The organism is Caulobacter sp. FV1ye6ST (assembly GCF_058681225.1).
Window position 1 is genome coordinate 3277854 of the sequence record NZ_CM178733.1, and the last position, 20841, is coordinate 3298694.

Consider the following 20841-nt stretch of genomic DNA (forward strand, 5'->3'; position numbering starts at 1 on the left):
ACCAATCCTGGTCCGTCCCGACCGGGTCAGAGCGAAGCGCCGGGGCCCTCCACCGCGGACGCGGCTTCAAAAGGCCCAGGCCGCCTTCCCTCACCGAAGGGAGGAAAGGCGGCCCGGATTTAGCGCGGTAGGCTTCGAGGTTCTTAGATTTGGTCTTCGAACTTCTTGGCCAGGTCTTCGATGTTCTCCGGCGGCCAGTTCGGCACGTCCATGCCGAGGTGCAGGCCCATGCCGGCGAGAACTTCCTTGATCTCGTTCAGCGACTTGCGGCCGAAGTTCGGGGTGCGGAGCATCTCGGCTTCGGTCTTCTGGATCAGGTCGCCGATGTAGACGATGTTGTCGTTCTTCAGGCAGTTGGCCGAACGGACCGACAGTTCCAGCTCGTCGACCTTCTTCAGCAGGGCCGGGTTGAACGGCAGTTCCGGCTTGGACTCGTCGGCCGACTTGGCCTTCGGTTCCTCGAAGGTGATGAAGATCTGCAGTTGGTCTTGCAGGATCCGGGCGGCGTAGGCCACGGCGTCCACCGGAGTGACGGCGCCGTTGGTTTCCACTTCCAGGACCAGCTTGTCATAGTCCAGCGACTGGCCTTGACGGGTCGGCTCGACGCGGTAGGCGACGCGCTTGACCGGCGAGTAGAGCGCGTCGACGGCGATGAGGCCGATGGGCGCGTCTTCCGGACGGTTGCGGTCGGCCGGCACGTAGCCCTTGCCGTTGTTGACCGTGAACTCCATGCGCACCGAAGCGCCGTCGTCCAGCGTGCAGAGCACGTGGTCGGGGTTCAGGATTTCGATGTCAGCCGGGGTTTCGATCTGACCGGCGGTCACCGGGCCGGGGCCCGTGGCGCGCAGGGTCATGCGCTTCGGGCCTTCGGCGTGCATCCGAACGGCCAGTTGCTTGATGTTCAGAACGATATCGACGACGTCTTCGCGGACGCCTTCGAGCGAGGAGAATTCGTGCACCACGCCATCGATCTGGATGGCGGTGACGGCGGCGCCTTGCAGCGACGACAGCAGAACGCGACGCAGGGCGTTGCCGAGCGTCACACCGAAACCGCGCTCGAGGGGCTCGGCGACGATACGGGCCTTGCGGGTCGCATCGGCTCCGGTTTCGATCTGCGGCTTCTCAGGACGGATCAGCTCGTTCCAGTTTCTTTCGATCACGTGGTCGGGTCCCTTGAACGCGGCTCGCCGGCCGCGTTTTGCGCAGCCGGCGAAGAAGATTGGTGTCTAAAAAGTACTAGACGCGACGACGCTTGGGCGGACGGCAGCCGTTGTGCGGGATCGGCGTGACGTCGCGGATGGTCGTGATGGTCATGCCCGCGGCTTGCAGCGCGCGCAGAGCCGATTCACGGCCCGAACCCGGACCCGAAACGTTGACTTCCAGGGTCTTGACGCCGTGTTCGGCGGCCTTCTTGCCCGCGTCTTCCGCAGCCATCTGAGCGGCGTACGGGGTCGACTTGCGCGAACCCTTGAAGCCCATCATGCCGGCCGAGGACCACGAGATCGTGTTGCCCTGAGCGTCAGTGATGGTGATCATGGTGTTGTTGAACGAGGCGTTCACGTGCGCCACGCCCGAGGTGATGTTCTTGCGTTCGCGCTTTTTAACGCGACCCGGTTCCTTGGCCATCGTCAGGCTACCTTATTTCTTCTTGCCGGCGATCGGCTTGGCCGGACCCTTGCGGGTGCGAGCATTCGTGTGGGTGCGCTGACCGCGGACCGGCAGGCCCTTACGGTGACGCAGGCCGCGATAGCAGGCCAGGTCCATCAGACGCTTGATGTTCATCGAGTTCTCACGACGCAGATCGCCCTCGACGGTGTAGTCGCGGTCGATCGTTTCGCGGATCGCCAGGACTTCGGCGTCGGTCAGTTGATTGACGCGACGCGCATCCTCGATGCCCACCTTCGTGATGATTTCACGCGCGGACCGTTGGCCGATGCCGTGAATGTACTGAAGCGCGATCAAAACGCGCTTGTTCGTCGGGATGTTGACGCCTGCGATACGGGCCACGTCTAATGTTCTCCTAGTCACGCACTAAAGACGCGAACGGCGCGCCCGGCTTGATCCAGAGGATCCAAACCGGCGCGCACGGATCGCGCCCTTTCGCGGAAGCGCCCCGTTATAGGGATCGTTTCGCTTCCGTCAACAACTGAATCCACCAGACATCCGGTGAATCAGGGCTTCTTTAAGCGACCACGCTCAGAGCATGGTCGATGGAACTGGCGACGGCTTCGACCGAACCCATTCCGTCCAGTTCCGTGAGCTTCCCCTGCCCTTCATAGTAAGGCAGCAGCGGCGCGGTCTGGGCATTGTACTGAGCCAGGCGAGTCACGAAGACTTCGGGATTGTCGTCCGGCCGCCCCTGTTCTTCGAATCGCTTCTTGATCCGCTCGATCAGGGCTGGCTCGTCTACCTTGAGTCGGAGAACAGAGTCGATCTTCTGTCCACGAGCCGCCAACATCTTGTCCAGAGCTTCAGCCTGAGCGACCGTGCGCGGGAAACCGTCGAAGATCGCGCCGCCGGCCGCCTCGGCCTCGGGCAGGCGGTCCTCGATCAGCGCGATGACGATCTCGTCGGTGACCAGCTCGCCACGGTCCAGCACGCCCTTGACCTTCAGGCCGAGCTCCGAACCCGAGGCGATGGCGGCGCGCAGCATGTCGCCGGTCGAGAGCTGGACCATGCCACGCTCCGTGACCAGACGCTTGGCCTGAGTGCCCTTCCCCGCCGCCGGCGGACCGAACAGGATCAAGTTCATATAAGCCCCTTCGCGCGTCTGCCGAGTCTGCGCCCAGCTGATCTCCCGGTGCAGACCTAGAGCCCCGGGAAAGAAAACGGAAGCCGGTTTTGTGACAAACCGGCTTCCAACGCTTCCAATAAATGTGAAGCCCGGCTTAGCGGTTACGACCGCCGCGCAGCTTCGACTTCTTGATGAGGCCCTCGTACTGGTGAGCCAGCAGGTGCGACTGGATCTGCGCCACGGTGTCCATGGTCACCGTCACGACGATCAGGATCGAGGTGCCGCCCAGGGCGAACTGGTTCGACTTGACCGCCATCATCACCAACTCCGGCGCCACGCAGACGGCGGTGATGTAGCCCGCGCCGATCACGGTCAGACGGGTCAGCACGTAGTCCAGGTACTCAGCGGTGCGCTTCCCCGGACGGATGCCCGGCAGGAAGCCGCCGTACTTGCGCAGGTTCTCCGCCGTCTCCTCGGGGTTGAACACGACCGAGGTGTAGAAAAACGAGAAGAAGATGATCAGCAGGGCGTAAAGCACCAGGAACGCCGGGTGGCCGTGCTGCAGCGCGCCGACCACGCCCGGCAGCCACTGGGCCCAGGACGGCAGGTTGGCCGCGTTGATGAACTGCAAGGCCGTCGTCGGCAGCAGCAGCAGCGACGAGGCGAAGATCGGCGGGATGACGCCCGCGGTGTTGATCTTCAGCGGCATGAACGAGCTCTCGCCGCCGACCATGCGGTTGCCCTGCTGGCGCTTGGGATAGTGGACCAGCAGACGGCGCTGCGAGCGCTCCATGAAGACGATGGCCAGGATGGCGGCCACGGCGCCGATCAGGATCAGGAACAGCGGGGTGTAGTTGCCCGAGGTCTGCGACTGGACCAACAGCTGGCCAAGGCTCATCGGAAGGTGAGCCACGATGCCGGCGAAGATGATCAAGGACACGCCGTTGCCGACGCCGCGGCTGGTGATCTGCTCGCCCAGCCACATCAGGAACAGGGTGCCGCCCGTCAGGGCCACGACCGTCGAAACGACGAAGAACGCCGGGCCGACGCCGCCGGCCACCAGGCCGGGCTGGGCCGAGAGGCCGATGGCGATCGAGGCCGACTGCACCACGGCCAGGACCACGGCCAGGTAGCGGGTGTACTGGTTGAGGGTCTTGCGGCCCGCCTCCCCGCCTTCCTTCTTCAGCTTTTCCCACGGCGGATACACCGTGCCCATTAGCTGCACGATGATCGAGGCGCTGATGTAGGGCATGACGTTCAGCGAGAAGATGGCCATGCGCTGCACGGCGCCGCCCGAGAACGTGTTGAACATGCCGAGGATGCCCTCGGCGTTACCGCTGAACAGGCGCGAGAACGCTGCCGGATCGATGCCGGGGATCGGCACGTAGGTGCCCAGGCGGTAAACGACCAGGGCGATGATCGTGAACCAGATGCGCTTGTGAAGATCGGTCGCCTTTTGGAACGACGCGAAATTCATATTGGCTGCGAGTTGTTCGGCGGCCGAGGCCATTCAGATCCCCACGACTCTGGAGCGTGACGGCCGGACACTATCCGGCGACTCCAACGAAATTTGGCGCGGAGCCTGCTTATCCGTTTCAAACGATTTGAAAAGGGCAGGCCCGGGTAGAGGCCACAAATAGGTGAGGCTCGCCGCGATGTCACGGCGAGCCCCCTATTTCTGTCATCCCGGTCGAAACGAAGTCCCTGAGAGCGCCAGGCGCTTACCGGGATGACATATGGTCTTAGGCTTCGGCTTCCGCCTTGGCCTTCTTGGTCACGGTGACCGAACCACCAGCGGCCTCGACGGCCTTGATGGCGGCTTCCGTGGCCGAGTAGACGGTCAGCTTCAGGGCGGTCTTGATCTCGCCCTTGCCCAGCAGCTTCACGCCGTCGAGTTCACGACGGATGACGCCGGCGGCGACCAGGTCGGCGGGCGCCAGTTCGGCGCCGGCCTTGAACTTGCCAGCGGCGACGGCTTGTTCCAGGCGCCACAGGTTCACTTCGGCGAACTCGAGGCGGAAGGGGTTGTTGAAGCCGCGCTTAGGCATACGCATGTGCAGCGGCATCTGGCCGCCTTCGAAGCCGGCGATGGCGACGCCCGAGCGCGCCTTCTGGCCCTTCACACCGCGACCGGCGGTCTTGCCCTTGCCCGAACCCGGGCCACGGCCGACGCGCATGCGGTTCTTGGTCGAGCCTTCCTGCGGGGCCAGTTCATTCAGCTTGGTCATATGTGCCTCTCCTTGGAGATCTGCGCCCAGCCAGCGGCTGGACTCGGCTTGCAAAAATCAGAGCGCGCTTAAAACCCTAAAACGCCCCAAAACTCAATGGTGAAATGAGTTTGGGCCAAACAGGATTTCAAACGAAAACCACCCCGGCTTTCACCGGGGTGGCGTATTCCGTCATCGCGTAGCGGACTACTCGACGATTTCCAGCAGGTGCGCGACCTTGCGGATCATGCCGCGGACCGACGGGGTGTCTTCCAGCGTGGACGTACGGCCCAGCTTGTTGAGACCCAGACCGGCGAGCGTGGCGCGCTGGTCCTTTTCACGACGGATCGGGCTGCCCGTTTGGCGGACCGTGACTTGCTTAGCTTCAGCCATGACTTAGCCCTCGATGGCTTCCGGCGACGAAGCGCCGTCGGCGCGACGGCCGAGGATGTCGCCAACCTTCTTGCCGCGCTTGGCGGCGATCTGGCGGGGCGACGACTGGACCTTCAGGGCCTCGAACGTGGCGCGAACCATGTTGTACGGGTTCGAGGAACCCGTCGACTTGGCCACGACGTCCTGGACACCCAGGGTTTCGAGAACCGCGCGCATCGGACCGCCGGCGATGACGCCGGTGCCGGGAGGCGCCGCGCGCATCATCACCTTGCCAGCGCCCCAACGGCCAGCGCCGTCGTGGTGCAGGGTGCGGGATTCGCGAAGCGGGACGCGGATCATCGTCTTCTTGGCTTCTTCGGTCGCCTTGCGGATGGCTTCCGGCACTTCACGCGCCTTGCCATGACCGAAGCCGACGCGGCCCTTTTGGTCGCCAACGACCATCAGAGCGGCGAAGCTGAAGCGACGGCCACCCTTCACGGTGGCGGCGACGCGGTTGATGTGGACGAGCTTTTCGACGATGTCGCTGTCGACCCGCTCTTCGGGGGCGTTGCGGTCGCGACGGTCACGGCGTTGACCGCCTTCACCGCGCTGTTGTTCACCACGAGCCATTCTGTTTCCCTTAGAAGTTCAGGCCGGCTTCGCGCGCGGCGTCGGCCAGGGCTTTCACCCGGCCGTGGAAGATGTAACCACCACGATCGAAGACGACGTCCTTGACGCCCTTTTCGATGGCGCGCTCGGCGACGAGCTTGCCGACAGCGGCAGCGGCATCCTTGTCCGCGCCCTTGCCTTCAGCTTCCAGAGTGGAAGCCGACGCCAGGGTCACGCCGCGTTCATCATCGATGACCTGGGCGTAGATGTTCTTCGACGAACGGAAGACCGACAGACGCGGGCGACCGTTGGCGAGGCTCTTGAGGCGGGTGCGAACGCGCTGAGCGCGCTTGGCCGCCGATTCACGAGGAGAGAGCGCCATGGCTTACTTCTTCTTGCCTTCCTTGCGGCGAACCTTCTCGCCAGCATAACGCACGCCCTTGCCCTTGTAGGGCTCCGGCGGACGAATGCGGCGGATCTTCGCGGCAATCTCACCAACCGCCTGCTTGTCGATGCCGGCGATCTTGATTTCGGTCTGCTTCGGCACAGCGAAGGTGACGCCGGCCGGAGCCTCAACGTCCACGTCGTGGCTGAAACCGAGCTGGAGGCTCAGGGCGGTGCCCTTCATGGCCGCGCGGTAACCAACGCCGACCAGTTCGAGGCTTTCCTCGAACCCGGCGGTGACACCATGCACCATGTTGGCGACCAGAGTGCGGGACAGGCCCCACATGCCCTTGGCGCGCTTCGTGTCGACGCGCGGAGTCAGAAGGAGCTCAGCGCCCTCTTGCTTGACTTCGACTTCGTCGGCGATCGTCCACGACAGCTGGCCCTTGGGGCCCTTTACCGTGACCGTCTGACCGTCGAGCGTCAGGGTGACGCCCGAGGGGATTGCGACGGCTTTCTTACCGATACGTGACATGCTCTTTCCCTCCCGCGCCTAGTAGACGCGGCAGAGGACTTCGCCGCCGACGTTAGCGTCGCGTGCAGCGGTGTCCGACATGACGCCCTTCGGCGTCGAAAGGATCGAGATGCCCAGGCCGTTCTTGATCGGCTTCAGGTCCTTGATCGACGAGTAGACGCGGCGACCAGGCTTGGACACGCGGCTGATTTCGGCGATCACGGGCTCACCGTCAAAGTACTTGAGCTCGATCTCGAATTCGGGGAACGCGCCGGGCTTCTCGATCAGCGAGTAGCCACGGATGTAGCCTTCATCGGCCAGCACGTCGAGGACGCGAGCGCGCAGCTTGGAAGCCGGCGTCGAGACCTTGTTGCGCTTGCGCGTGGCGGCGTTCTTGATGCGAGCGATCAGGTCGCTCAGGGGATCGTTCATCGACATCTGATCGTCCTTACCAGCTCGACTTGACGAGGCCGGGGATCTGACCCTGCGAACCCAGTTCGCGGAGCGCGATACGGCTCATCTTCAGCTTGCGGTAGTAGGCGCGCGGACGGCCCGTGACTTCGCAGCGGTTGCGGATGCGGATCGCCGAGCTGCTGCGGGGCAGCTTGGCGAGCTTGAGGCGAGCCTCGAAGCGTTCCTCGAGCGGCAGGCTTTCGTCGTTGGCGGTCGCCTTGAGCGCGGCGCGCTTTTCGGCGAACTTCTTGACGAGGGCCTTGACGGCTTCGTTGCGGTTGACGGCGCTTTTCTTTGCCATGGTGCTTTTCCCTGCCCGCTCTTAATTCGTGAACGGGAACTGGAATTCCTTCAGGAGAGCCTTGGCTTCCTGGTCGGACTTCGCAGTGGTGCAGACGATGATGTCCATGCCCCAGATCTGCTCGATCTGGTCATAGTTGATTTCCGGGAACACCAGGTGCTCCTTCAGGCCCATGGCGTAGTTGCCACGGCCGTCGAAGCTCTTGCCGTTCAGACCACGGAAGTCCTTCACGCGCGGAAGCGCGATCGTGACCAGGCGGTCCAGGAACTCGTACATCCGATCCTTGCGCAGGGTGACCTTACCACCGACCACCATGCCTTCGCGCAGCTTGAAGCCGGCGATGGACTTGCGGGCCTTGGTGGCGACGGGCTTTTGGCCGGCGATCGCCTGCAGGTCCTTCAGAGCGACCTGGGCCTTCTTGGAGTCGGCCACGGCCTCGCCGATACCCATGTTCAGGACGATCTTGTCCAGCTTGGGGATCTGCATCTCGTTGGTGTAACCGAACTGCTCCTTCATCGCGGCGCGGATGCGCTCGCGATAAACGGTCTTCAGCCGGGGCTCATAAGCTTGATCAGCCATTGATCACCTCGCCGGTCGTCTTGGCGACACGCACCTTCTTGTCGCCTTCGATCTTGAAGCCGACGCGGGTGGGCTTGCCGTTGGAGTCCACGATGGCGACGTTCGAGACGTGCAGCGCGGCTTCCTTTTGCTTGATGCCGCCTTGCGGGTCGGCTTGGGTCGCCTTGGTGTGACGCGAAACCATGTTCACGCCTTCCACGACCACGCGGTTGTCCTTCGGCAGGACTTGGGTCACAGCGCCTTGCTTGCCCTTGTCCTTGCCAGCCAGAACGACGACGCGGTCGCCCTTCTTGATCTTAGCGGCCATTACAGCACCTCCGGAGCGAGGGAGATGATCTTCATGTGGTTCTTGGCGCGCAGTTCACGAGGAACCGGGCCGAAGATCCGCGTGCCGACCGGCTCGCTCGACTTGTTCACGATGACCGCGGCGTTCTTATCGAAGCGGATGACCGAGCCATCCTTGCGCTTCAGATTTTGATTAACGCGAACGACGACGGCGCGAAGCACGTCACCCTTCTTCACGCGGCCACGCGGGATGGCTTCTTTCACGGAGACGACGATGACGTCGCCCACGCTGGCGTAGCGACGGCCTGCGCCGCCCAACACCTTGATGCACATGACCCGGCGAGCGCCAGAATTGTCAGCGACTTCCAGGTTAGTTTGCATCTGGATCATGGTCTAAACCTTCCAGATTAAGCCGAAGCCTTGGGAAGCACTTCCCAGGTCTTCAGCTTGGACTTCGGAGCGCACTCGACAATGCGAATAGCTTCGCCGGCCTTGTACGCGTTGGATTCGTCGTGCGCGTGGTACTTTTTGGACTGACGCACGATCTTCTTAAGAACCGGGTGAACGATGGTCCGTTCGACCTTCACCACCACGGTCTTGTCGCCCTTATCGGAGACGACCACCCCTTCGAGGATACGCTTGGGCATATCGTTCTCCTTAAGCCGCGGCCTTGGCGCGCAGCACGGTCTTGATCCGCGCGATATCCTTGCGGATCTCGTTGACGCGGTGGGTCTTCTCGACCTGGCCCGTCGCGGCCTGGAAGCGCAGGTTGAACTGCTCTTTCTTCAGGCTGATCAGGGTGTCGGCCAGCTGGTCGGGGGTCAGGCCCCGGATGTCAGCGATCTTCATGAGCCTCAAGCCTCCTGGGCCACGCCCGCATCGATGCGGGTGACAACACGAGTGCGGATCGGCAGCTTGGCGGCGCCCAGGCGGAGCGCTTCACGCGCGATATCGTCCGGCACGCCGTCGATTTCGAACATGATGCGGCCTGGAGCCACGCGAGCGGCCCAATAATCCACGGCGCCCTTACCCTTACCCATCCGGACTTCGGCCGGCTTGCCGGTGACCGGCACGTCGGGGAAGATACGGATCCAGACGCGGCCTTGACGCTTCATCTGGCGGGTGATGGCGCGACGGGCGGCTTCGATTTGACGGGCCGTGATGCGTTCCGGCTCGACGGCCTTGAGGCCGTACGAACCGAAGTTCAGCATGGTGCCGCCCTTCGAAGTGCCGTGGATGCGGCCCTTGAACTGCTTGCGGAATTTGGTCTTTTTCGGAGACAGCATAGCGATCTAATCCTTAACCGCGATCGCGACGGTTGCGGTCGCCCCGGTCGGGACGATCGCCGCGCTCACGCCCACCACCTTCGCCGGCCGGGCCGGACTCAGTGGCGAGACGCTTGTCGAGCGCCATCGGATCGTGCTCCAGCACCTCGCCCTTGAAGATCCAGGTCTTCACGCCGATGATGCCATAGGTCGTCTTGGCTTGAGCGAAACCGAAGTCGATGTCGGCGCGCAGCGTGTGAAGCGGCACGCGACCTTCGCGATACCATTCCATACGAGCGATTTCCGCACCGCCGAGGCGGCCCGAGACGTTGATCCGGATGCCCTTGGCGCCGAGACGCACGGCCGACTGGATCGAACGCTTCATGGCGCGACGGAAAGCGATACGGCGCTCGAGTTGCTGAGCGATCGACTCGGCCACCAGCTGAGCGTCGGTTTCCGGCTTGCGGATCTCGACGATGTTCAGGTGGACTTCGCCCTCGGTCTGGATCGACAGGTCCTTGCGGAGCTTGTCGATGTCAGCGCCCTTCTTGCCGATGATGACGCCCGGACGGGCGGCATAGATCGTGATGCGGCACTTCTTGTGCGGACGCTCGATGATGATGCGCGAGACACCAGCTTGGTACAGGCGCTTCTTCAGGTTGGCGCGGATCGCGAGGTCCTGGTGCAGCATCTTGCCGTACTGGGCGCCGTCGGCGAACCAACGGCTGTCCCAGGTGCGGTTTACGCCGAGCCGCAGCCCGACCGGATTGACTTTCTGACCCATTAGGCGGCCTCACCCAGTTCGCGGACCACGATCGTGATCTCGGAGAACGGCTTCTCGACGCGCGTCGCGCGACCGCGGGCGCGGGGCGAGAAACGCTTCATGATCAGGTTCTTGCCCACATAGGCCTCGGCGACGACCAGGGAGTCGATGTCGAGGTTGTGGTTGTTCTCGGCGTTCGAAATCGCCGAGTACAGCGCCTTGCGGACGTCCTGAGCGATACGCTTGTGGCTGAACTCGAGCTCGTTGAGAGCGCGCTGGACGTTCAGGCCACGAATGGACTGAGCGACCAGGTTCAGCTTGCGAGCGCTGGTGCGCAAGGTGCGAACCTTACACATCGCTTCGTTGGCCGGCAGGCGGCGAGGTTGTTTAGCTTGGCTCATGGCCTACTTCCTCTTCGCCTTCTTGTCGGCGGCGTGGCCGGGGAAGTTACGGGTCGGAGCGAACTCGCCGAACTTCATGCCGACCATGTCTTCCGACACGGAGACGGGGACGTGCTTCTGGCCGTTGTGCACGCCGAACACCAGGCCGACGAATTGCGGCATGATGGTCGAACGACGCGACCAGGTCTTGATGACGTCCTTGCGGCCCGACGACAGAGCGGCGTCGGCCTTCTTCAGGAGGTACCCGTCGACAAACGGGCCTTTCCAGACGGAGCGGGTCATGGCTTAGCGGCCCTTCTTCGCTTTGTGGCGCGAACGGATGATGAACTTGTCCGTCGCCTTGTTGACGCGGGTCTTGGCGCCCTTGGTCGGCTTACCAGCCGGGGTCACCGGGTGGCGGCCGCCCGAGGTACGACCTTCACCACCACCGTGGGGGTGGTCGACCGGGTTCATGGCGACACCGCGGACGTGCGGGCGACGGCCCATGTGACGAGAACGACCGGCTTTGCCGAGGTTCTGGTTCATGTGGTCGGGGTTCGAAACGGCGCCGACGGTGGCCATGCACGTATCGAGCACCATGCGCAGCTCGCCCGAGTTCAGGCGGATCTGGGCGTAGCCGGCGTCACGGCCGACCAGCTGGGCGTAGGCGCCAGCCGAACGGGCGATCTGGCCACCCTTGGCGGGCTTCAGCTCGATGTTGTGGATGATCGTACCGATCGGCAGCGTGCGCAGCGGCGAGGCGTTGCCCGGCTTCACGTCGACCTTCTCGCCGGTGACGACTTCGTCACCAACCTTCAGGCGTTGCGGGGCCAGGATGTACGACAGCTCGCCATCGGCCTGATACTTGATCAGGGCGATGAAGGCGGTGCGGTTCGGATCGTACTCGAGACGAACGACCGAGGCCGTGCCTTGCTTACGACGCTTGAAGTCGACCAGACGGTACAGGCGCTTTGCGCCGCCGCCGCGGAAACGGACCGCGATACGGCCATTGCCGCCGCGACCGCCCGACTTGGTCAGGCCTTCAACGAGCTTCTTCTCGGGCTTGCCCTTGTGAAGTTCGCTGCGGTCGATCAGCACCAGGCCGCGCTGGCCGGGGCTGGTCGGGTTGAAATGCTTCAAGGCCATCTGATTAGAGCCCCGTCGTGATGTCGATCGACTGGCCGTCGGCCAGGGTCACGATCGCTTTTTTGACGTCGTTGCGACGCCCGACGATGCCGCGGAAGCGCTTGGTCTTGCCCTTGGTGACGATGGTGTTCACCTTCGTGACCTTGACCTTGAACAGCTCTTCGACGGCGGCGGCGATTTCGTCCTTGGTCGCGTCGTTGGCCACCTTGAAGACAACCTTGTTCTGCTCCGAGAGCAGAGTCGTCTTTTCAGTGATCACCGGCGACAGGATCGTGTCGTAGTGGCGAGCGGTGGCGGCCATTAGGCGGCTTCCTTCTCAGCGAAACGCGCCGAGATCGCTTCGACCGCGTCCTTGGTCAGGACGAGGGTCCGGCGACGCAGCACGTCGTAGACGTTCAGGCCGGCGTTCGGCAGGACATCCACGTTCGGGATGTTGCGGGCGGCGAGCTTGAAGTTCGCGTCCACTTCCGGCCCGGCGATGACCAGGGCGTTCTTCAGGCCGATCTTGTCGAAGGTGGCGCGCAGGGCGGCCGTCTTCGCTTCGGTCAGAACAACGCTGTCCAGCACGACCAGCGAACCGGCCTTGGCCTTCGAGGACAGGGCGTGGCGCAGAGCCAGGGCCCGGATCTTCTTCGGCAGGTCGAACGCGTGGCTGCGGACGACAGGGCCGTGGGCCTTGGCGCCGCCGACGAACTGAGCCGCACGACGCGAGCCGTGACGAGCGCCGCCGGTGCCCTTTTGCTTGTACATCTTCTTGCTCGTACGAGAGACCTCGTTACGAACCTGAATCTTGTGGTTACCCGAGCGGCGCTTGGCCAGCTGCCAGGTCACGACGCGCTGAAGGATGTCGCCACGGATTTCGTCGATGCCAAAGATGGCGTCGTCGAGATCCACGGAACCGGCCTTCGCGCCGTCAAGCTTGATGACGTCGAGTTTCATTAGCCTTCGCCCTCTTCGGTCGTTGCCGCGGGGGCCTCTTCAGCGGGGGTTTCAGCGGCCACGGGAGCAGCTTCGCCAGCCTTGCGGAAGGCGCCCGGACGCGGAGCGTCGGCGGGCAGAGCCTTCTTAACGGCGTCGCGAACCTTCACGTAGCTGCCCTCGTGACCCGGGACGGCGCCCTTGATCAGGATCAGGCCGCGCTCGACGTCCACCTTCCAAACGGTGACGTTCAGCGTGGTGACGGTTTCTTGACCGAGGTGACCAGCCATCTTCTTGCCCGGGAACGTACGACCCGGGTCCTGGCGGTTACCGGTCGAACCGTGCGAGCGGTGCGAGACCGAAACACCGTGGGTGGCGCGGAGACCACCGAAGTTCCAGCGCTTCATGGCGCCGGCGAAGCCCTTACCGACGGTCACGCCTTGGATGTCGACCTTCTGGCCGGCGACGAAGTGGTCGGCCGTCAGTTCGGCGCCAACTTCGATCAGGGCGTTCTCTTCGACGCGGAATTCGGCGACGACGCGCTTCGGCTCGACGGCCGCCTTCGCGAAGTGACCGCGCATGGCGTTCGGGGTGTTCTTGGCCTTCTTGGCGCCAGCGCCGAGCTGGAGGGCGGTGTAGCCATCCTTCTCAACGGTGCGCTGAGCGGTGACCTGGCAACCGTCGAGCGACAGGACGGTGACCGGCACATGCTGACCGGCTTCATCGAAGAAGCGAGTCATGCCGAGCTTCTTGGCGAGGATGCCAGTGCGTTGGGTGGGGAGAGTCATGGATCGGCCCTCCTTACAGCTTGATTTCGACGTCAACGCCGGCCGACAGGTCGAGCTTCATCAGCGCGTCCACGGTCTGCGGAGTCGGGTCAACGATGTCGAGAACGCGCTTGTGCGTACGGATCTCGAACTGTTCGCGCGACTTCTTGTCGACGTGCGGCGAACGGTTGACGGTGAATTTCTCGATAAGCGTGGGCAGGGGGATCGGTCCCCGTACCGTCGCACCCGTGCGCTTGGCCGTATTGACGATCTCGCGCGTGGAATGATCCAACACGCGGTGATCGAAGGCCTTGAGCCGGATGCGGATGTTCTGACGATCCATATCGCTCGGTTTCCTAGTGGGCTGCGCCCGCGTCTCGAACCATTTCAAAGACCAACTCGAACTCCCGAGAGAGCTCGTACGCAGCGTCCGCAAAACAAAATACCCCTGCGGTTGCCCGCTGGGGTGGTTGTCCAGATATTGCGCCCCCTCTCGAGAGAAGGATTGCGGCGCTATGTCCGGGCGTCTCGCGAACCGCGTTTGAGCCCTAGAGCTCACAGCCGGTCCAACAGAGGCGCGCTTGTACGTTCCAGAATCGGTTTCGTCAAGCGCTGTGCCCGGCTCATCGCGACTTTGTGGAACGCGACTCGTCGGGCCGGTTCTGAATAGGCGCCCTGCCCCCGCTACGCAAGTCCCTCGAAAACATAACGCCGGTCGGCTTTTAACCTATTCCGCTCAATGACTAGCAAGAACGTGCGCCCGCTTGCGCGTAGACGAAATTCTCTCCCGCGCAAGTGTCACAAATTTGTATAAATCGGCCCCGAAGCGGCGCCGTCGGTCTTGAGGCCCAGGTCGAACCTCCATAGATGCCGCCCCTCACCGACGGACTGGGCGGCCCCTCCCCCCAACAACGACCGTCCAGCCAGTCGGTGAGCCACTCTTGTGTAAGGGGATACCCCACTATGAATACGAAGCTCTTCGCCACCGCCGCCTTGATCGCCGCCGCCGTCTCGGCCCCGGCCTTCGCTCAAAACATCGGTTCGGTCGGCGCCGCCGTGAACTACGCCGACGTCAACACCCGCGCTGGCGGCAACCACGGGACCTCGGCCGTCATCGACGGTTCGGTCGCCATCCCGCTGGCCAGCGCCTGGACCGTGACCGCCAACGGCGACGTTTCGATCTCGGACAACGACCTGTCGGACGAAACCGTCGCCTCGGGCGCCGTCCACCTGACGACCAAGCTGGGCGACACCGTGCGCGTCGGCGGCTTCACCGCCCTGTCGCGTCCGTCGAACGACACCCTGTGGGCCGTCGGCGCCGAAGCCCAGAAGTACCTGGACAACGTCACCCTGACGGGCCTGGTCGCTTACGGACAGTCGAACGACCTGGACGCCGACCTCTACACCGTGCGCGGCGAAGCCCGTTACTTCGTGTCGGACAACTTCCGCCTGAACGCGGGCGCCGGCTGGTCGCGCATCGACACCAACGTCAATGCCGACCTGTGGGACGTGAATGCTGGCGGCGAATACAAGTTCGCCAACACCGGCTGGTCGACCTTCGCCAAGTACACCCACGCCGAGTCGAAGGACCTGGCCAAGCTGAACTCGGACGCCGTCAAGGTCGGCTTCCGCTACACGTTCGGCGGCAGCCTGAAGGACCGCGATCGCGCCGGCGCCGACCTGGCGACCGCCAGCGACCTGTTTGGTTTCGGCGTCCGCTAAACGGCCCCGTCCATCTGGACATGAAGAAGGCCCCGGGAGCGATCCCGGGGCCTTTGCTCTATTATATAGAGTGGGTGACGCGCTTAGCGGCCGCCGATGATCACGTCGCCCGAACCGGCCACGTGCTTCCTGACAGCGCCGTTGACCTTGGCGATGCGGATGTCGCCCGAGCCGGCGACCGAGACGTCGACCTCATCGGCTTCGCCGTTGAAGGCCACGTCGCCCGAACCCATCACATTGACCTCGACCATTCGGCTACGGCCGCCCAGGACGGTGATGTTGCCCGAACCGGCGATGTTGCCTTCCAACTTGCCGGCGATGCTGGCGACCTTGATGTCGCCCGAGCCAGCGATGTTGGCTTCCATGTCGCCGGAGACCGCCTGGGTCGTCACGTCGCCCGAGCCGGCGATGCTGATCTCGACCGAGGAGGCGGTCCCGGCCTTGGTGTCGCCCGAGCCGGCTTGGCTGACATGCAGTTCGCCCCGGGTGTTGGCCACCGTCCAGTCGCCGCAGCCGGCATTGGCCAGGTTGACGCTGTCCGAGCGACCGATATCGCCGAACACCGCGCCGCCGGCCTGGACCTTGACGTTCAACGGCACGCGCACGGCGATCTGCGGGAAGTTGTCATAGGACACCTCGCCGACGCCGCGGACCTTCACCCAGGTCTTGCCGTTACGGCTGTTGCAGCTGTTGATCCGGTTCATGCGCAGGTCGCCGTCGACGATCACCTCGTCGCCGTTCTGGCGCACGCTCAGCGGCAGGCTGGCGTTTGTGGTGATGAACTCGACCTTCACGTCCGAGCGGTTCTCGGGGATGACCACAACGCGGGCGACGGCATCCTTGATCTTCACGGACGGGGCGGCCTGGGCGGCGCCCGCGGCGGTGACGGCGGCGGCCAGAACGGCCAGGGTGGTCAGAGCGCGCATCGATGTTCTCCCCTCGATTGCGTGTAGTTCGATGAGGGGAAGCTAGCGGGGGCTCGACAAGGTTTCGACTTAATTCGAGGTCATGACCGCTATGTCATATAACGCGGGTCGCCTAGTCGACCATCAGGACCGCCAGACCGAGTCCCAAACCCAGCCCCAGACCGACGCCGGCGCCCAACCTGGGGTGGCGGCGCGCCATGGCGGCCATGAAGCCGGTCCCGCCCCGGATCTGTCCAACGAGACCTGGCTCGCAGGCCACGATGCGGTCGAACCGCCGCGCCAGACGCGAGACGCCGAAGCCGCGCATCGACAGGCCGCGTGACGAGACCCGCCGCTCGATCAGACCCTCGAAAACCGCCTCGGCCGGATCGGCGAAGTCGCGCTTGTAGGCGTCGGCGTCGACGCCGAAGTCAACGCGCGTGACGCCGCGCACGGCGGCGGCCTGCAGTGTGTCGAGCGTCATCAGGCTGCCGGGCGAGTACTTGGCGAAGGCCGGTTCGTAGATCGGGAACCACAGATGATGCCGCGCGCCCGAGGTCAGGCCCAGCTCGGCGGCGACGAGCGTCCCCCCGGCCTTCAAGACCGCCAGCCGCAGCCCGAAGTCCGGCGCGTCGATCTCGGCCAGCCGATGCAGCAGCGCCACCGTCCAGCCGCAGGCGAAGATGTCGTACTGGTGCGTGCGCGCCAGCTGAGCGCGCTTGCGGGCGACGAGGTGCTCGACCTCAGCGCGCGTCGGCCGCTCGAAGCTGAACGACAGCGCGCCATGGTCGCGCTCCAGGGCGCGGCGGCGGCGGCGCTTGTCCTTCAGGAAGCGCGCATCGCGGCCGGCCAGATAGGCGTCGAAGCCTCGCGAGAGATCGGCGGCCATGGCGCGGCGAGCCGACAGTCCCGGCCGGTCCGCCTCTCGCGCCCCGATCAGGCCACTGACCCGCGCCCGGCGGACGCCTTCAACGTGCGGCAGCAACGCGCCAATGGAGTGGCCCGGCTCGGCGATCAGGCCGTGGAAGTCGCTGAGCGGCGCGCCCAGCGGCTGCAGCAGACCGCCCCGCTGCTGGAACGGCAAGAAGCCGCGCACCGCCCCGCCCTCGCGAACGACGGCGATGCCGGCGCCCGGCGCGACCTGGCTGGCGGCCTCCACGAAACGCAGGTCGAAATAGGGACTGGCCAGGGCGAGGTCTTGCTCGCGGAAGCGGTTCCAGAGCGCGCGCTCGGCCGCTCCCAGCTCTGAAACCGCCACGGTCTCGACGTCCACGCCCACGCGCCCTCTCCCTTGGGTTGGGCGCATTAAACGGAGCCGCCCCTAACAACCGCTTTAGTTGCGCGCCCCCGCGCCTTGCCATGCGGTCTGGTGAGGACGCAGACGCACGGGGGCGGACTTGTAGGCCGGCGTGCCCGAGCGCTGGTCATGATCATCCAGCGACACCACCACATTGGTCTCGGGATAGTAGGCGGCCAGGCAGCCCGGCGGGATGTCGCGCGCCACCACGGTGAAGGCCCGGACGATCCGCTCCCCGGTCTCGTCGAAAGCCGCGCCAAGATCGACGAGGTCGCCTTGCGCCAAGCCAAGCCGCGCCATGTCGTCGGGATTGGCGAAGATCACGTCGCGGCGGCCAAATACCCCGCGATAGCGGTCGTTCAGTCCATAGATCGTGGTGTTGTACTGATCGTGGCTGCGTAGGGTGGTCAGGATCATCACATCCGGATCGCCCTGGCGCGGGTCGCCGCCCTTGGGATCGAACGGCAGGAAGTTGGCCTTGCCGCTGGCCGTCTTCCAGATCCGCTCCGTCGGCCCGACCGGCAGGCGGAAGCCGCCCGGAACGCGGACCCTGTCATTATAGTCTTCGAAGCCCGGGAAAACCCGCGCGATCAGGTCGCGGACGCCGTCGTAGTCATCCGCCAGACCCAGCCAGTCGACATGCGGATCGTCGCCGAAGGTCGCGTGGGCAATCCCCGACACGATCGCCGGCTCGGACATCAGGTGCTCGGACGCCGGCGGATTGAGGCCGCGCGAGGCGTGGACCATCGACATCGAGTCCTCGACCGTCACCGACTGGCGCACGCCGGCGCGGACGTCCATCTCGGTGCGGCCCAGGCACGGCAGCAGGATCGCGTCCTTGCCGACCAGCAGGTGGGTGCGGTTGGGCTTGGTGGCGATATGGATGGCCATGTCCAGCTTGCGCATGGCCGCGAAGGTCCGCACCGGGTCGGGCGCGGCCACGGCGAAATTGCCGCCCAGGCCCAGAAATACCTTGGACCGGCCAGCTTCCATAGCCTCGATCGTCTCGACCACCGTGTGGCCGTGCTCGCGCGGCGGGTCGAAGCCGAAGACAGTCTGGATCGCATCCGACAGCGCCGTGGACGGCTTTTCCCAGATGCCGACCGTGCGGTTGCCCTGGACGTTGGAGTGCCCCCGCAGCGGGCAGATCCCCGCCCCTGCCCGACCGATATTGCCCTTCAGCAGCAGCAGGTTGACCAGCTGCTGCACCGTGCCGGAGCTGTCTCGGTGCTGGGTCAGGCCCATGCCGTAGCAGAGGATGGTCGCCTTGGCCTTGGCGTAGACAGCCGCCGCCTCTTCGATCCGTTCGCGCGACATGCCGCTGCCGGCCTCGATATCGGCCCAGTCCATGGCCTCGAGCTGGGCGGCCAGGATCTCGAAGCCGGCGGTGTGCTCCTCGATGAAGGCGCGATCCAGGACGCCACCGTCGCGGGCCTCCATGGCCAGAACAGCCTTCATCATGCCCTGCACGAAGGCCGCGTCGCCGCCGATCTTCAGCTGGAAATAGGCCGAGGCGATCGGGGTCGAGCTCAGGGTCGCCATCTCGACCGGATCCTGCGGCGCGGCGAACTTCTCCAGCGCCCGCTCCTTCAGCGGATTGAAGGCCAGGATCGTCGCGCCGCGCCGGCTGGCGTCGCGCAGCGAGGTCATCATCCGCGGGTGGTTGGTGCCCGGATTGTGCCCGAAGCACAGGATCAGGTCGGCGTGGTCGAAGTCCTCCAGGGTCACCGAGCCCTTGCCCAGGCCGATCGAGTCCGGCAGGCCGACGCTGGTCGGCTCGTGGCACATGTTCGAGCAGTCCGGGAAATTGTTGGTCCCGAACCGTCGCCCCAGCAGTTGGTAGAGAAAGGCGGCCTCGTTACTGGCCCGTCCCGACGCGTAGAACTCCGCTTCATCCGGATGAGCCAGCGCCTTCAACGCTCCGCCGGCGCGGGCGAAGGCCTCGTCCCACGGGATTGCTTTATAGTGGTCGTCAGCCGGGTCGTAGGCCATGGGCTGGGTCAGTCGCCCTAGGTCCTCGATGGCGTGATCGGTCCAGGTCAGCAGCTCGCTGACCGTGTGCTGGGCGAAGACCTCCGGCGTGGCGCGCTTGGTCGTCGCCTCCCAGGCCACCGCCTTGGCGCCGTTCTCGCAGAACTCGAACGAGCTGGTGTGCTTGGGGTCGGGCCAGGCGCAGCCGGGGCAGTCGAAGCCCTCCGGCTGGTTGGCCCGCATCAGGGTCTTGCCGCCCTCGACCACCGTCTCCTGGTCGACCAGGGCGCCGGCCACGGCCTTCAGCGCGTCCCAGCCGCCGGCGGGATGGGTGTAGGGGCGAACGCCCTCGACCTTGCTAGGGGCGACTTTATCGTCCGCCATCAGACCGGCTCCAATTCAGACTCTATAAGACGCTCGCCGCCGGCGAACACCGCGTGGCCGTCGGCGCGGGCCAAGGCCACCAGCGTCAGGTTGGCCTCCTGCGCCTTGATCACCGCCAGTTCGGTCGGGGCCGAGACCGCGACCAGGATCGGACAGCCCATCCGCGCGGTCTTCTCGACCATTTCGAACGAGGCCCGGCTGGTGGCGACGACGAAACCGCTCGACATATCGATGCTCTCACGCGCCATGGCTCCGGCCAGCTTGTCGAGAGCGTTATGCCGGCCGACGTCCTCGCGGACCGCGACGAGGCCGCCCTCTCTATTGAAGAAAGCCGCCGCGTGGGTGGCGCGGGTCAGACGACCCAGGGCCTGCTCGGCCTCCAGCGCCGCCAGGGCGCGAGGGATGGCGACGTGTTCGATCCTAACGCCCTCGCCCAGAACCGGCAGCGGCCGAACGGCGTCCGCCAGGCGCTGCACCCCGCAGAGACCGCAGCTGGAGCGGCCTTCCAGGTTGCGCGGCCGGGCTTTCCTGGCCAGAGCGCCGGGCGCGAGGCGGATATCGACCAGTATGCCCAGCGCTTCGTCCTTGCGAACGATGTCCAGCACGTCGGCGGCGCTGGCGATGCCTTCGGTGATCACGAAGCCCAGGGCCAGATCCTCGACGTCCCGCGGCGTCGCCATCAGCACGGTATGCGGACGGCCATCGAACGAGAGGCCCACGGCGGTCTCGCGCGGCAAGGGCCGCTCGAGGGCCTGGACGGGAGTCCCGGCGCGCCATTGCAGGACGGGACGTGGGGTGGCGGACGAACGCGACATGCCTCGACCCTAGGCCCGACGCCAGGGGAAGAAAACCATCCGATGGGATGAGGTGACGGCACGAATGTTC

31 protein-coding genes are annotated in these 20841 nt (G+C 64.9%); 1 reads left to right on the forward strand and 30 read right to left on the reverse strand.

What is annotated here, in order from left to right:
* Nucleotides 1–143: 143 nt before the first annotated feature.
* The 26 genes from ACW175_RS15755 to rpsJ form a co-directional block, all read right to left on the reverse strand.
* Nucleotides 144–1160, reverse strand: a complete 1017-nt coding sequence (locus ACW175_RS15755; protein WP_047413138.1) for a DNA-directed RNA polymerase subunit alpha — start codon at nucleotides 1158–1160, stop codon at nucleotides 144–146.
* A gap of 76 nt (nucleotides 1161–1236) precedes the next feature.
* Nucleotides 1237–1626 (reverse strand): 30S ribosomal protein S11, encoded by a 390-nt coding sequence (gene rpsK, locus ACW175_RS15760; protein WP_004616890.1) that lies wholly within the window; start codon nucleotides 1624–1626, stop codon nucleotides 1237–1239.
* Between the two features lie 12 nt (nucleotides 1627–1638).
* The gene (gene rpsM / locus ACW175_RS15765; protein WP_047413133.1) at nucleotides 1639–2007 is read right to left on the reverse strand and encodes a 30S ribosomal protein S13; all 369 of its coding nucleotides are present in this window, start codon (nucleotides 2005–2007) and stop codon (nucleotides 1639–1641) included.
* 175 nt (nucleotides 2008–2182) lie between these two features.
* Nucleotides 2183–2752, reverse strand: a complete 570-nt coding sequence (locus tag ACW175_RS15770) for an adenylate kinase (protein ID WP_099579515.1) — start codon at nucleotides 2750–2752, stop codon at nucleotides 2183–2185.
* A 136-nt stretch (nucleotides 2753–2888) separates the two neighbouring features.
* A complete protein-coding gene (gene secY, locus ACW175_RS15775) occupies nucleotides 2889–4244 on the reverse strand; it encodes a preprotein translocase subunit SecY (RefSeq protein WP_492100989.1) in 1356 nt (451 codons plus the stop codon).
* A 232-nt stretch (nucleotides 4245–4476) separates the two neighbouring features.
* Nucleotides 4477–4962, reverse strand: a complete 486-nt coding sequence (gene rplO, locus ACW175_RS15780; protein WP_099579519.1) for a 50S ribosomal protein L15 — start codon at nucleotides 4960–4962, stop codon at nucleotides 4477–4479.
* Between the two features lie 186 nt (nucleotides 4963–5148).
* Entirely contained in the window at nucleotides 5149–5334 is a 186-nt protein-coding gene (gene rpmD, locus ACW175_RS15785) for a 50S ribosomal protein L30 (RefSeq protein WP_099579521.1), read from the reverse strand.
* A 3-nt stretch (nucleotides 5335–5337) separates the two neighbouring features.
* Complete coding sequence (gene rpsE, locus ACW175_RS15790; RefSeq protein ID WP_096051657.1) at nucleotides 5338–5943, reverse strand: 30S ribosomal protein S5; 606 nt, start codon at nucleotides 5941–5943, stop codon at nucleotides 5338–5340.
* Nucleotides 5944–5953: 10 nt separating this feature from the next.
* Nucleotides 5954–6304, reverse strand: a complete 351-nt coding sequence (rplR, locus tag ACW175_RS15795; protein ID WP_013078658.1) for a 50S ribosomal protein L18 — start codon at nucleotides 6302–6304, stop codon at nucleotides 5954–5956.
* A 3-nt stretch (nucleotides 6305–6307) separates the two neighbouring features.
* Complete coding sequence (rplF, locus tag ACW175_RS15800; protein WP_492100990.1) at nucleotides 6308–6841, reverse strand: 50S ribosomal protein L6; 534 nt, start codon at nucleotides 6839–6841, stop codon at nucleotides 6308–6310.
* Between the two features lie 18 nt (nucleotides 6842–6859).
* Nucleotides 6860–7258 carry a 30S ribosomal protein S8 gene (rpsH, locus tag ACW175_RS15805; protein ID WP_099579526.1) on the reverse strand — a complete coding sequence of 133 codons (399 nt, stop codon included), beginning with the start codon at nucleotides 7256–7258 and terminating at the stop codon, nucleotides 6860–6862.
* Between the two features lie 10 nt (nucleotides 7259–7268).
* Nucleotides 7269–7574, reverse strand: a complete 306-nt coding sequence (gene rpsN, locus ACW175_RS15810) for a 30S ribosomal protein S14 (RefSeq protein ID WP_047413112.1) — start codon at nucleotides 7572–7574, stop codon at nucleotides 7269–7271.
* A gap of 21 nt (nucleotides 7575–7595) precedes the next feature.
* The gene (gene rplE, locus ACW175_RS15815) at nucleotides 7596–8153 is read right to left on the reverse strand and encodes a 50S ribosomal protein L5 (RefSeq protein ID WP_125159661.1); all 558 of its coding nucleotides are present in this window, start codon (nucleotides 8151–8153) and stop codon (nucleotides 7596–7598) included.
* The gene (gene rplX, locus ACW175_RS15820; RefSeq protein ID WP_099579533.1) at nucleotides 8146–8460 is read right to left on the reverse strand and encodes a 50S ribosomal protein L24; all 315 of its coding nucleotides are present in this window, start codon (nucleotides 8458–8460) and stop codon (nucleotides 8146–8148) included. The genes rplE and rplX overlap by 8 nt, the downstream gene beginning before the upstream one ends.
* Nucleotides 8460–8828 carry a 50S ribosomal protein L14 gene (gene rplN, locus ACW175_RS15825; RefSeq protein ID WP_099579535.1) on the reverse strand — a complete coding sequence of 123 codons (369 nt, stop codon included), beginning with the start codon at nucleotides 8826–8828 and terminating at the stop codon, nucleotides 8460–8462. The genes rplX and rplN overlap by 1 nt, the downstream gene beginning before the upstream one ends.
* Nucleotides 8829–8845: 17 nt before the next feature.
* Nucleotides 8846–9085 carry a 30S ribosomal protein S17 gene (rpsQ, locus tag ACW175_RS15830; protein WP_099579538.1) on the reverse strand — a complete coding sequence of 80 codons (240 nt, stop codon included), beginning with the start codon at nucleotides 9083–9085 and terminating at the stop codon, nucleotides 8846–8848.
* A gap of 10 nt (nucleotides 9086–9095) precedes the next feature.
* Entirely contained in the window at nucleotides 9096–9287 is a 192-nt protein-coding gene (gene rpmC / locus ACW175_RS15835) for a 50S ribosomal protein L29 (protein ID WP_047413099.1), read from the reverse strand.
* A 5-nt stretch (nucleotides 9288–9292) separates the two neighbouring features.
* Nucleotides 9293–9724 carry a 50S ribosomal protein L16 gene (gene rplP, locus ACW175_RS15840; protein WP_099579540.1) on the reverse strand — a complete coding sequence of 144 codons (432 nt, stop codon included), beginning with the start codon at nucleotides 9722–9724 and terminating at the stop codon, nucleotides 9293–9295.
* A gap of 13 nt (nucleotides 9725–9737) precedes the next feature.
* Nucleotides 9738–10487 carry a 30S ribosomal protein S3 gene (rpsC, locus tag ACW175_RS15845; RefSeq protein WP_099579542.1) on the reverse strand — a complete coding sequence of 250 codons (750 nt, stop codon included), beginning with the start codon at nucleotides 10485–10487 and terminating at the stop codon, nucleotides 9738–9740.
* The gene (rplV, locus tag ACW175_RS15850; protein WP_047413092.1) at nucleotides 10487–10867 is read right to left on the reverse strand and encodes a 50S ribosomal protein L22; all 381 of its coding nucleotides are present in this window, start codon (nucleotides 10865–10867) and stop codon (nucleotides 10487–10489) included. The genes rpsC and rplV overlap by 1 nt, the downstream gene beginning before the upstream one ends.
* A gap of 3 nt (nucleotides 10868–10870) precedes the next feature.
* Nucleotides 10871–11149, reverse strand: coding sequence for a 30S ribosomal protein S19 (gene rpsS, locus ACW175_RS15855; RefSeq protein ID WP_035049354.1), 279 nt, complete (start codon nucleotides 11147–11149; stop codon nucleotides 10871–10873).
* Nucleotides 11150–11152: 3 nt separating this feature from the next.
* Nucleotides 11153–11992: a 50S ribosomal protein L2 gene (rplB, locus tag ACW175_RS15860; protein WP_099579544.1), complete on the reverse strand. Its 840-nt coding sequence runs from the start codon at nucleotides 11990–11992 to the stop codon at nucleotides 11153–11155.
* A 4-nt stretch (nucleotides 11993–11996) separates the two neighbouring features.
* Nucleotides 11997–12293 carry a 50S ribosomal protein L23 gene (locus ACW175_RS15865; protein ID WP_004616934.1) on the reverse strand — a complete coding sequence of 99 codons (297 nt, stop codon included), beginning with the start codon at nucleotides 12291–12293 and terminating at the stop codon, nucleotides 11997–11999.
* Complete coding sequence (gene rplD / locus ACW175_RS15870; RefSeq protein WP_492100991.1) at nucleotides 12293–12931, reverse strand: 50S ribosomal protein L4; 639 nt, start codon at nucleotides 12929–12931, stop codon at nucleotides 12293–12295. The genes ACW175_RS15865 and rplD overlap by 1 nt, the downstream gene beginning before the upstream one ends.
* Complete coding sequence (gene rplC / locus ACW175_RS15875) at nucleotides 12931–13698, reverse strand: 50S ribosomal protein L3 (protein WP_099579549.1); 768 nt, start codon at nucleotides 13696–13698, stop codon at nucleotides 12931–12933. The genes rplD and rplC overlap by 1 nt, the downstream gene beginning before the upstream one ends.
* A gap of 13 nt (nucleotides 13699–13711) precedes the next feature.
* Nucleotides 13712–14020: a 30S ribosomal protein S10 gene (gene rpsJ, locus ACW175_RS15880; protein ID WP_004616952.1), complete on the reverse strand. Its 309-nt coding sequence runs from the start codon at nucleotides 14018–14020 to the stop codon at nucleotides 13712–13714.
* Nucleotides 14021–14640: 620 nt separating this feature from the next.
* Between rpsJ and ACW175_RS15885 the strand changes: the two genes are divergently transcribed.
* Entirely contained in the window at nucleotides 14641–15399 is a 759-nt protein-coding gene (locus ACW175_RS15885) for an outer membrane protein (protein WP_492100992.1), read from the forward strand.
* Between the two features lie 83 nt (nucleotides 15400–15482).
* Here the strand turns inward: ACW175_RS15885 and ACW175_RS15890 are convergent, their stop codons facing one another.
* From ACW175_RS15890 to fdhD, 4 genes are all read right to left on the reverse strand, one after another.
* Nucleotides 15483–16325 (reverse strand): GIN domain-containing protein, encoded by an 843-nt coding sequence (locus ACW175_RS15890; RefSeq protein ID WP_492100993.1) that lies wholly within the window; start codon nucleotides 16323–16325, stop codon nucleotides 15483–15485.
* 112 nt (nucleotides 16326–16437) lie between these two features.
* Nucleotides 16438–17583 carry a GNAT family N-acetyltransferase gene (locus ACW175_RS15895; protein WP_492100994.1) on the reverse strand — a complete coding sequence of 382 codons (1146 nt, stop codon included), beginning with the start codon at nucleotides 17581–17583 and terminating at the stop codon, nucleotides 16438–16440.
* A gap of 54 nt (nucleotides 17584–17637) precedes the next feature.
* Nucleotides 17638–19956, reverse strand: coding sequence for an FdhF/YdeP family oxidoreductase (locus ACW175_RS15900; RefSeq protein ID WP_492100995.1), 2319 nt, complete (start codon nucleotides 19954–19956; stop codon nucleotides 17638–17640).
* Nucleotides 19956–20771, reverse strand: a complete 816-nt coding sequence (gene fdhD, locus ACW175_RS15905; RefSeq protein ID WP_492100996.1) for a formate dehydrogenase accessory sulfurtransferase FdhD — start codon at nucleotides 20769–20771, stop codon at nucleotides 19956–19958. The genes ACW175_RS15900 and fdhD overlap by 1 nt, the downstream gene beginning before the upstream one ends.
* Nucleotides 20772–20841 lie beyond the last annotated feature (70 nt).

Excerpts from the sequence above, each read along its gene's own strand:
- ACW175_RS15770 (WP_099579515.1), bottom strand. The coding sequence starts at position 2,752 with ATGAACTTGATCCTGTTCGGTCCGCCGGCGGCGGGGAAGGGCACTCAG.
- rplV (WP_047413092.1), bottom strand. The coding sequence starts at position 10,867 with ATGAGCCAAGCTAAACAACCTCGCCGCCTGCCGGCCAACGAAGCGATG.
- rplX (WP_099579533.1), bottom strand. The coding sequence starts at position 8,460 with ATGGCCGCTAAGATCAAGAAGGGCGACCGCGTCGTCGTTCTGGCTGGC.
- rplD (WP_492100991.1), bottom strand. The coding sequence starts at position 12,931 with ATGAAACTCGACGTCATCAAGCTTGACGGCGCGAAGGCCGGTTCCGTG.
- rpsH (WP_099579526.1), bottom strand. The coding sequence starts at position 7,258 with ATGTCGATGAACGATCCCCTGAGCGACCTGATCGCTCGCATCAAGAAC.
- rpmC (WP_047413099.1), bottom strand. The coding sequence starts at position 9,287 with ATGAAGATCGCTGACATCCGGGGCCTGACCCCCGACCAGCTGGCCGAC.
- rplN (WP_099579535.1), bottom strand. The coding sequence starts at position 8,828 with ATGATCCAGATGCAAACTAACCTGGAAGTCGCTGACAATTCTGGCGCT.
- rpsK (WP_004616890.1), bottom strand. The coding sequence starts at position 1,626 with ATGGCCAAGGAACCGGGTCGCGTTAAAAAGCGCGAACGCAAGAACATC.
- ACW175_RS15890 (WP_492100993.1), bottom strand. The coding sequence starts at position 16,325 with ATGCGCGCTCTGACCACCCTGGCCGTTCTGGCCGCCGCCGTCACCGCC.
- rpmD (WP_099579521.1), bottom strand. The coding sequence starts at position 5,334 with ATGGCTGAAGCTAAGCAAGTCACGGTCCGCCAAACGGGCAGCCCGATC.
- rpsN (WP_047413112.1), bottom strand. The coding sequence starts at position 7,574 with ATGGCAAAGAAAAGCGCCGTCAACCGCAACGAAGCCGTCAAGGCCCTC.
- rpsE (WP_096051657.1), bottom strand. The coding sequence starts at position 5,943 with ATGGCTCGTGGTGAACAACAGCGCGGTGAAGGCGGTCAACGCCGTGAC.
- rpsJ (WP_004616952.1), bottom strand. The coding sequence starts at position 14,020 with ATGGATCGTCAGAACATCCGCATCCGGCTCAAGGCCTTCGATCACCGC.
- rplF (WP_492100990.1), bottom strand. The coding sequence starts at position 6,841 with ATGTCACGTATCGGTAAGAAAGCCGTCGCAATCCCCTCGGGCGTCACC.
- rplB (WP_099579544.1), bottom strand. The coding sequence starts at position 11,992 with ATGGCCTTGAAGCATTTCAACCCGACCAGCCCCGGCCAGCGCGGCCTG.
- rplP (WP_099579540.1), bottom strand. The coding sequence starts at position 9,724 with ATGCTGTCTCCGAAAAAGACCAAATTCCGCAAGCAGTTCAAGGGCCGC.
- rplE (WP_125159661.1), bottom strand. The coding sequence starts at position 8,153 with ATGGCTGATCAAGCTTATGAGCCCCGGCTGAAGACCGTTTATCGCGAG.
- secY (WP_492100989.1), bottom strand. The coding sequence starts at position 4,244 with ATGGCCTCGGCCGCCGAACAACTCGCAGCCAATATGAATTTCGCGTCG.
- ACW175_RS15885 (WP_492100992.1), top strand. The coding sequence starts at position 14,641 with ATGAATACGAAGCTCTTCGCCACCGCCGCCTTGATCGCCGCCGCCGTC.
- rpsS (WP_035049354.1), bottom strand. The coding sequence starts at position 11,149 with ATGACCCGCTCCGTCTGGAAAGGCCCGTTTGTCGACGGGTACCTCCTG.
- rplR (WP_013078658.1), bottom strand. The coding sequence starts at position 6,304 with ATGGCGCTCTCTCCTCGTGAATCGGCGGCCAAGCGCGCTCAGCGCGTT.
- rplC (WP_099579549.1), bottom strand. The coding sequence starts at position 13,698 with ATGACTCTCCCCACCCAACGCACTGGCATCCTCGCCAAGAAGCTCGGC.
- rplO (WP_099579519.1), bottom strand. The coding sequence starts at position 4,962 with ATGACCAAGCTGAATGAACTGGCCCCGCAGGAAGGCTCGACCAAGAAC.
- ACW175_RS15900 (WP_492100995.1), bottom strand. The coding sequence starts at position 19,956 with ATGGCGGACGATAAAGTCGCCCCTAGCAAGGTCGAGGGCGTTCGCCCC.
- fdhD (WP_492100996.1), bottom strand. The coding sequence starts at position 20,771 with ATGTCGCGTTCGTCCGCCACCCCACGTCCCGTCCTGCAATGGCGCGCC.
- rpsC (WP_099579542.1), bottom strand. The coding sequence starts at position 10,487 with ATGGGTCAGAAAGTCAATCCGGTCGGGCTGCGGCTCGGCGTAAACCGC.
- ACW175_RS15865 (WP_004616934.1), bottom strand. The coding sequence starts at position 12,293 with ATGGCCGCCACCGCTCGCCACTACGACACGATCCTGTCGCCGGTGATC.
- rpsQ (WP_099579538.1), bottom strand. The coding sequence starts at position 9,085 with ATGCCCAAGCGTATCCTCGAAGGGGTGGTCGTCTCCGATAAGGGCGAC.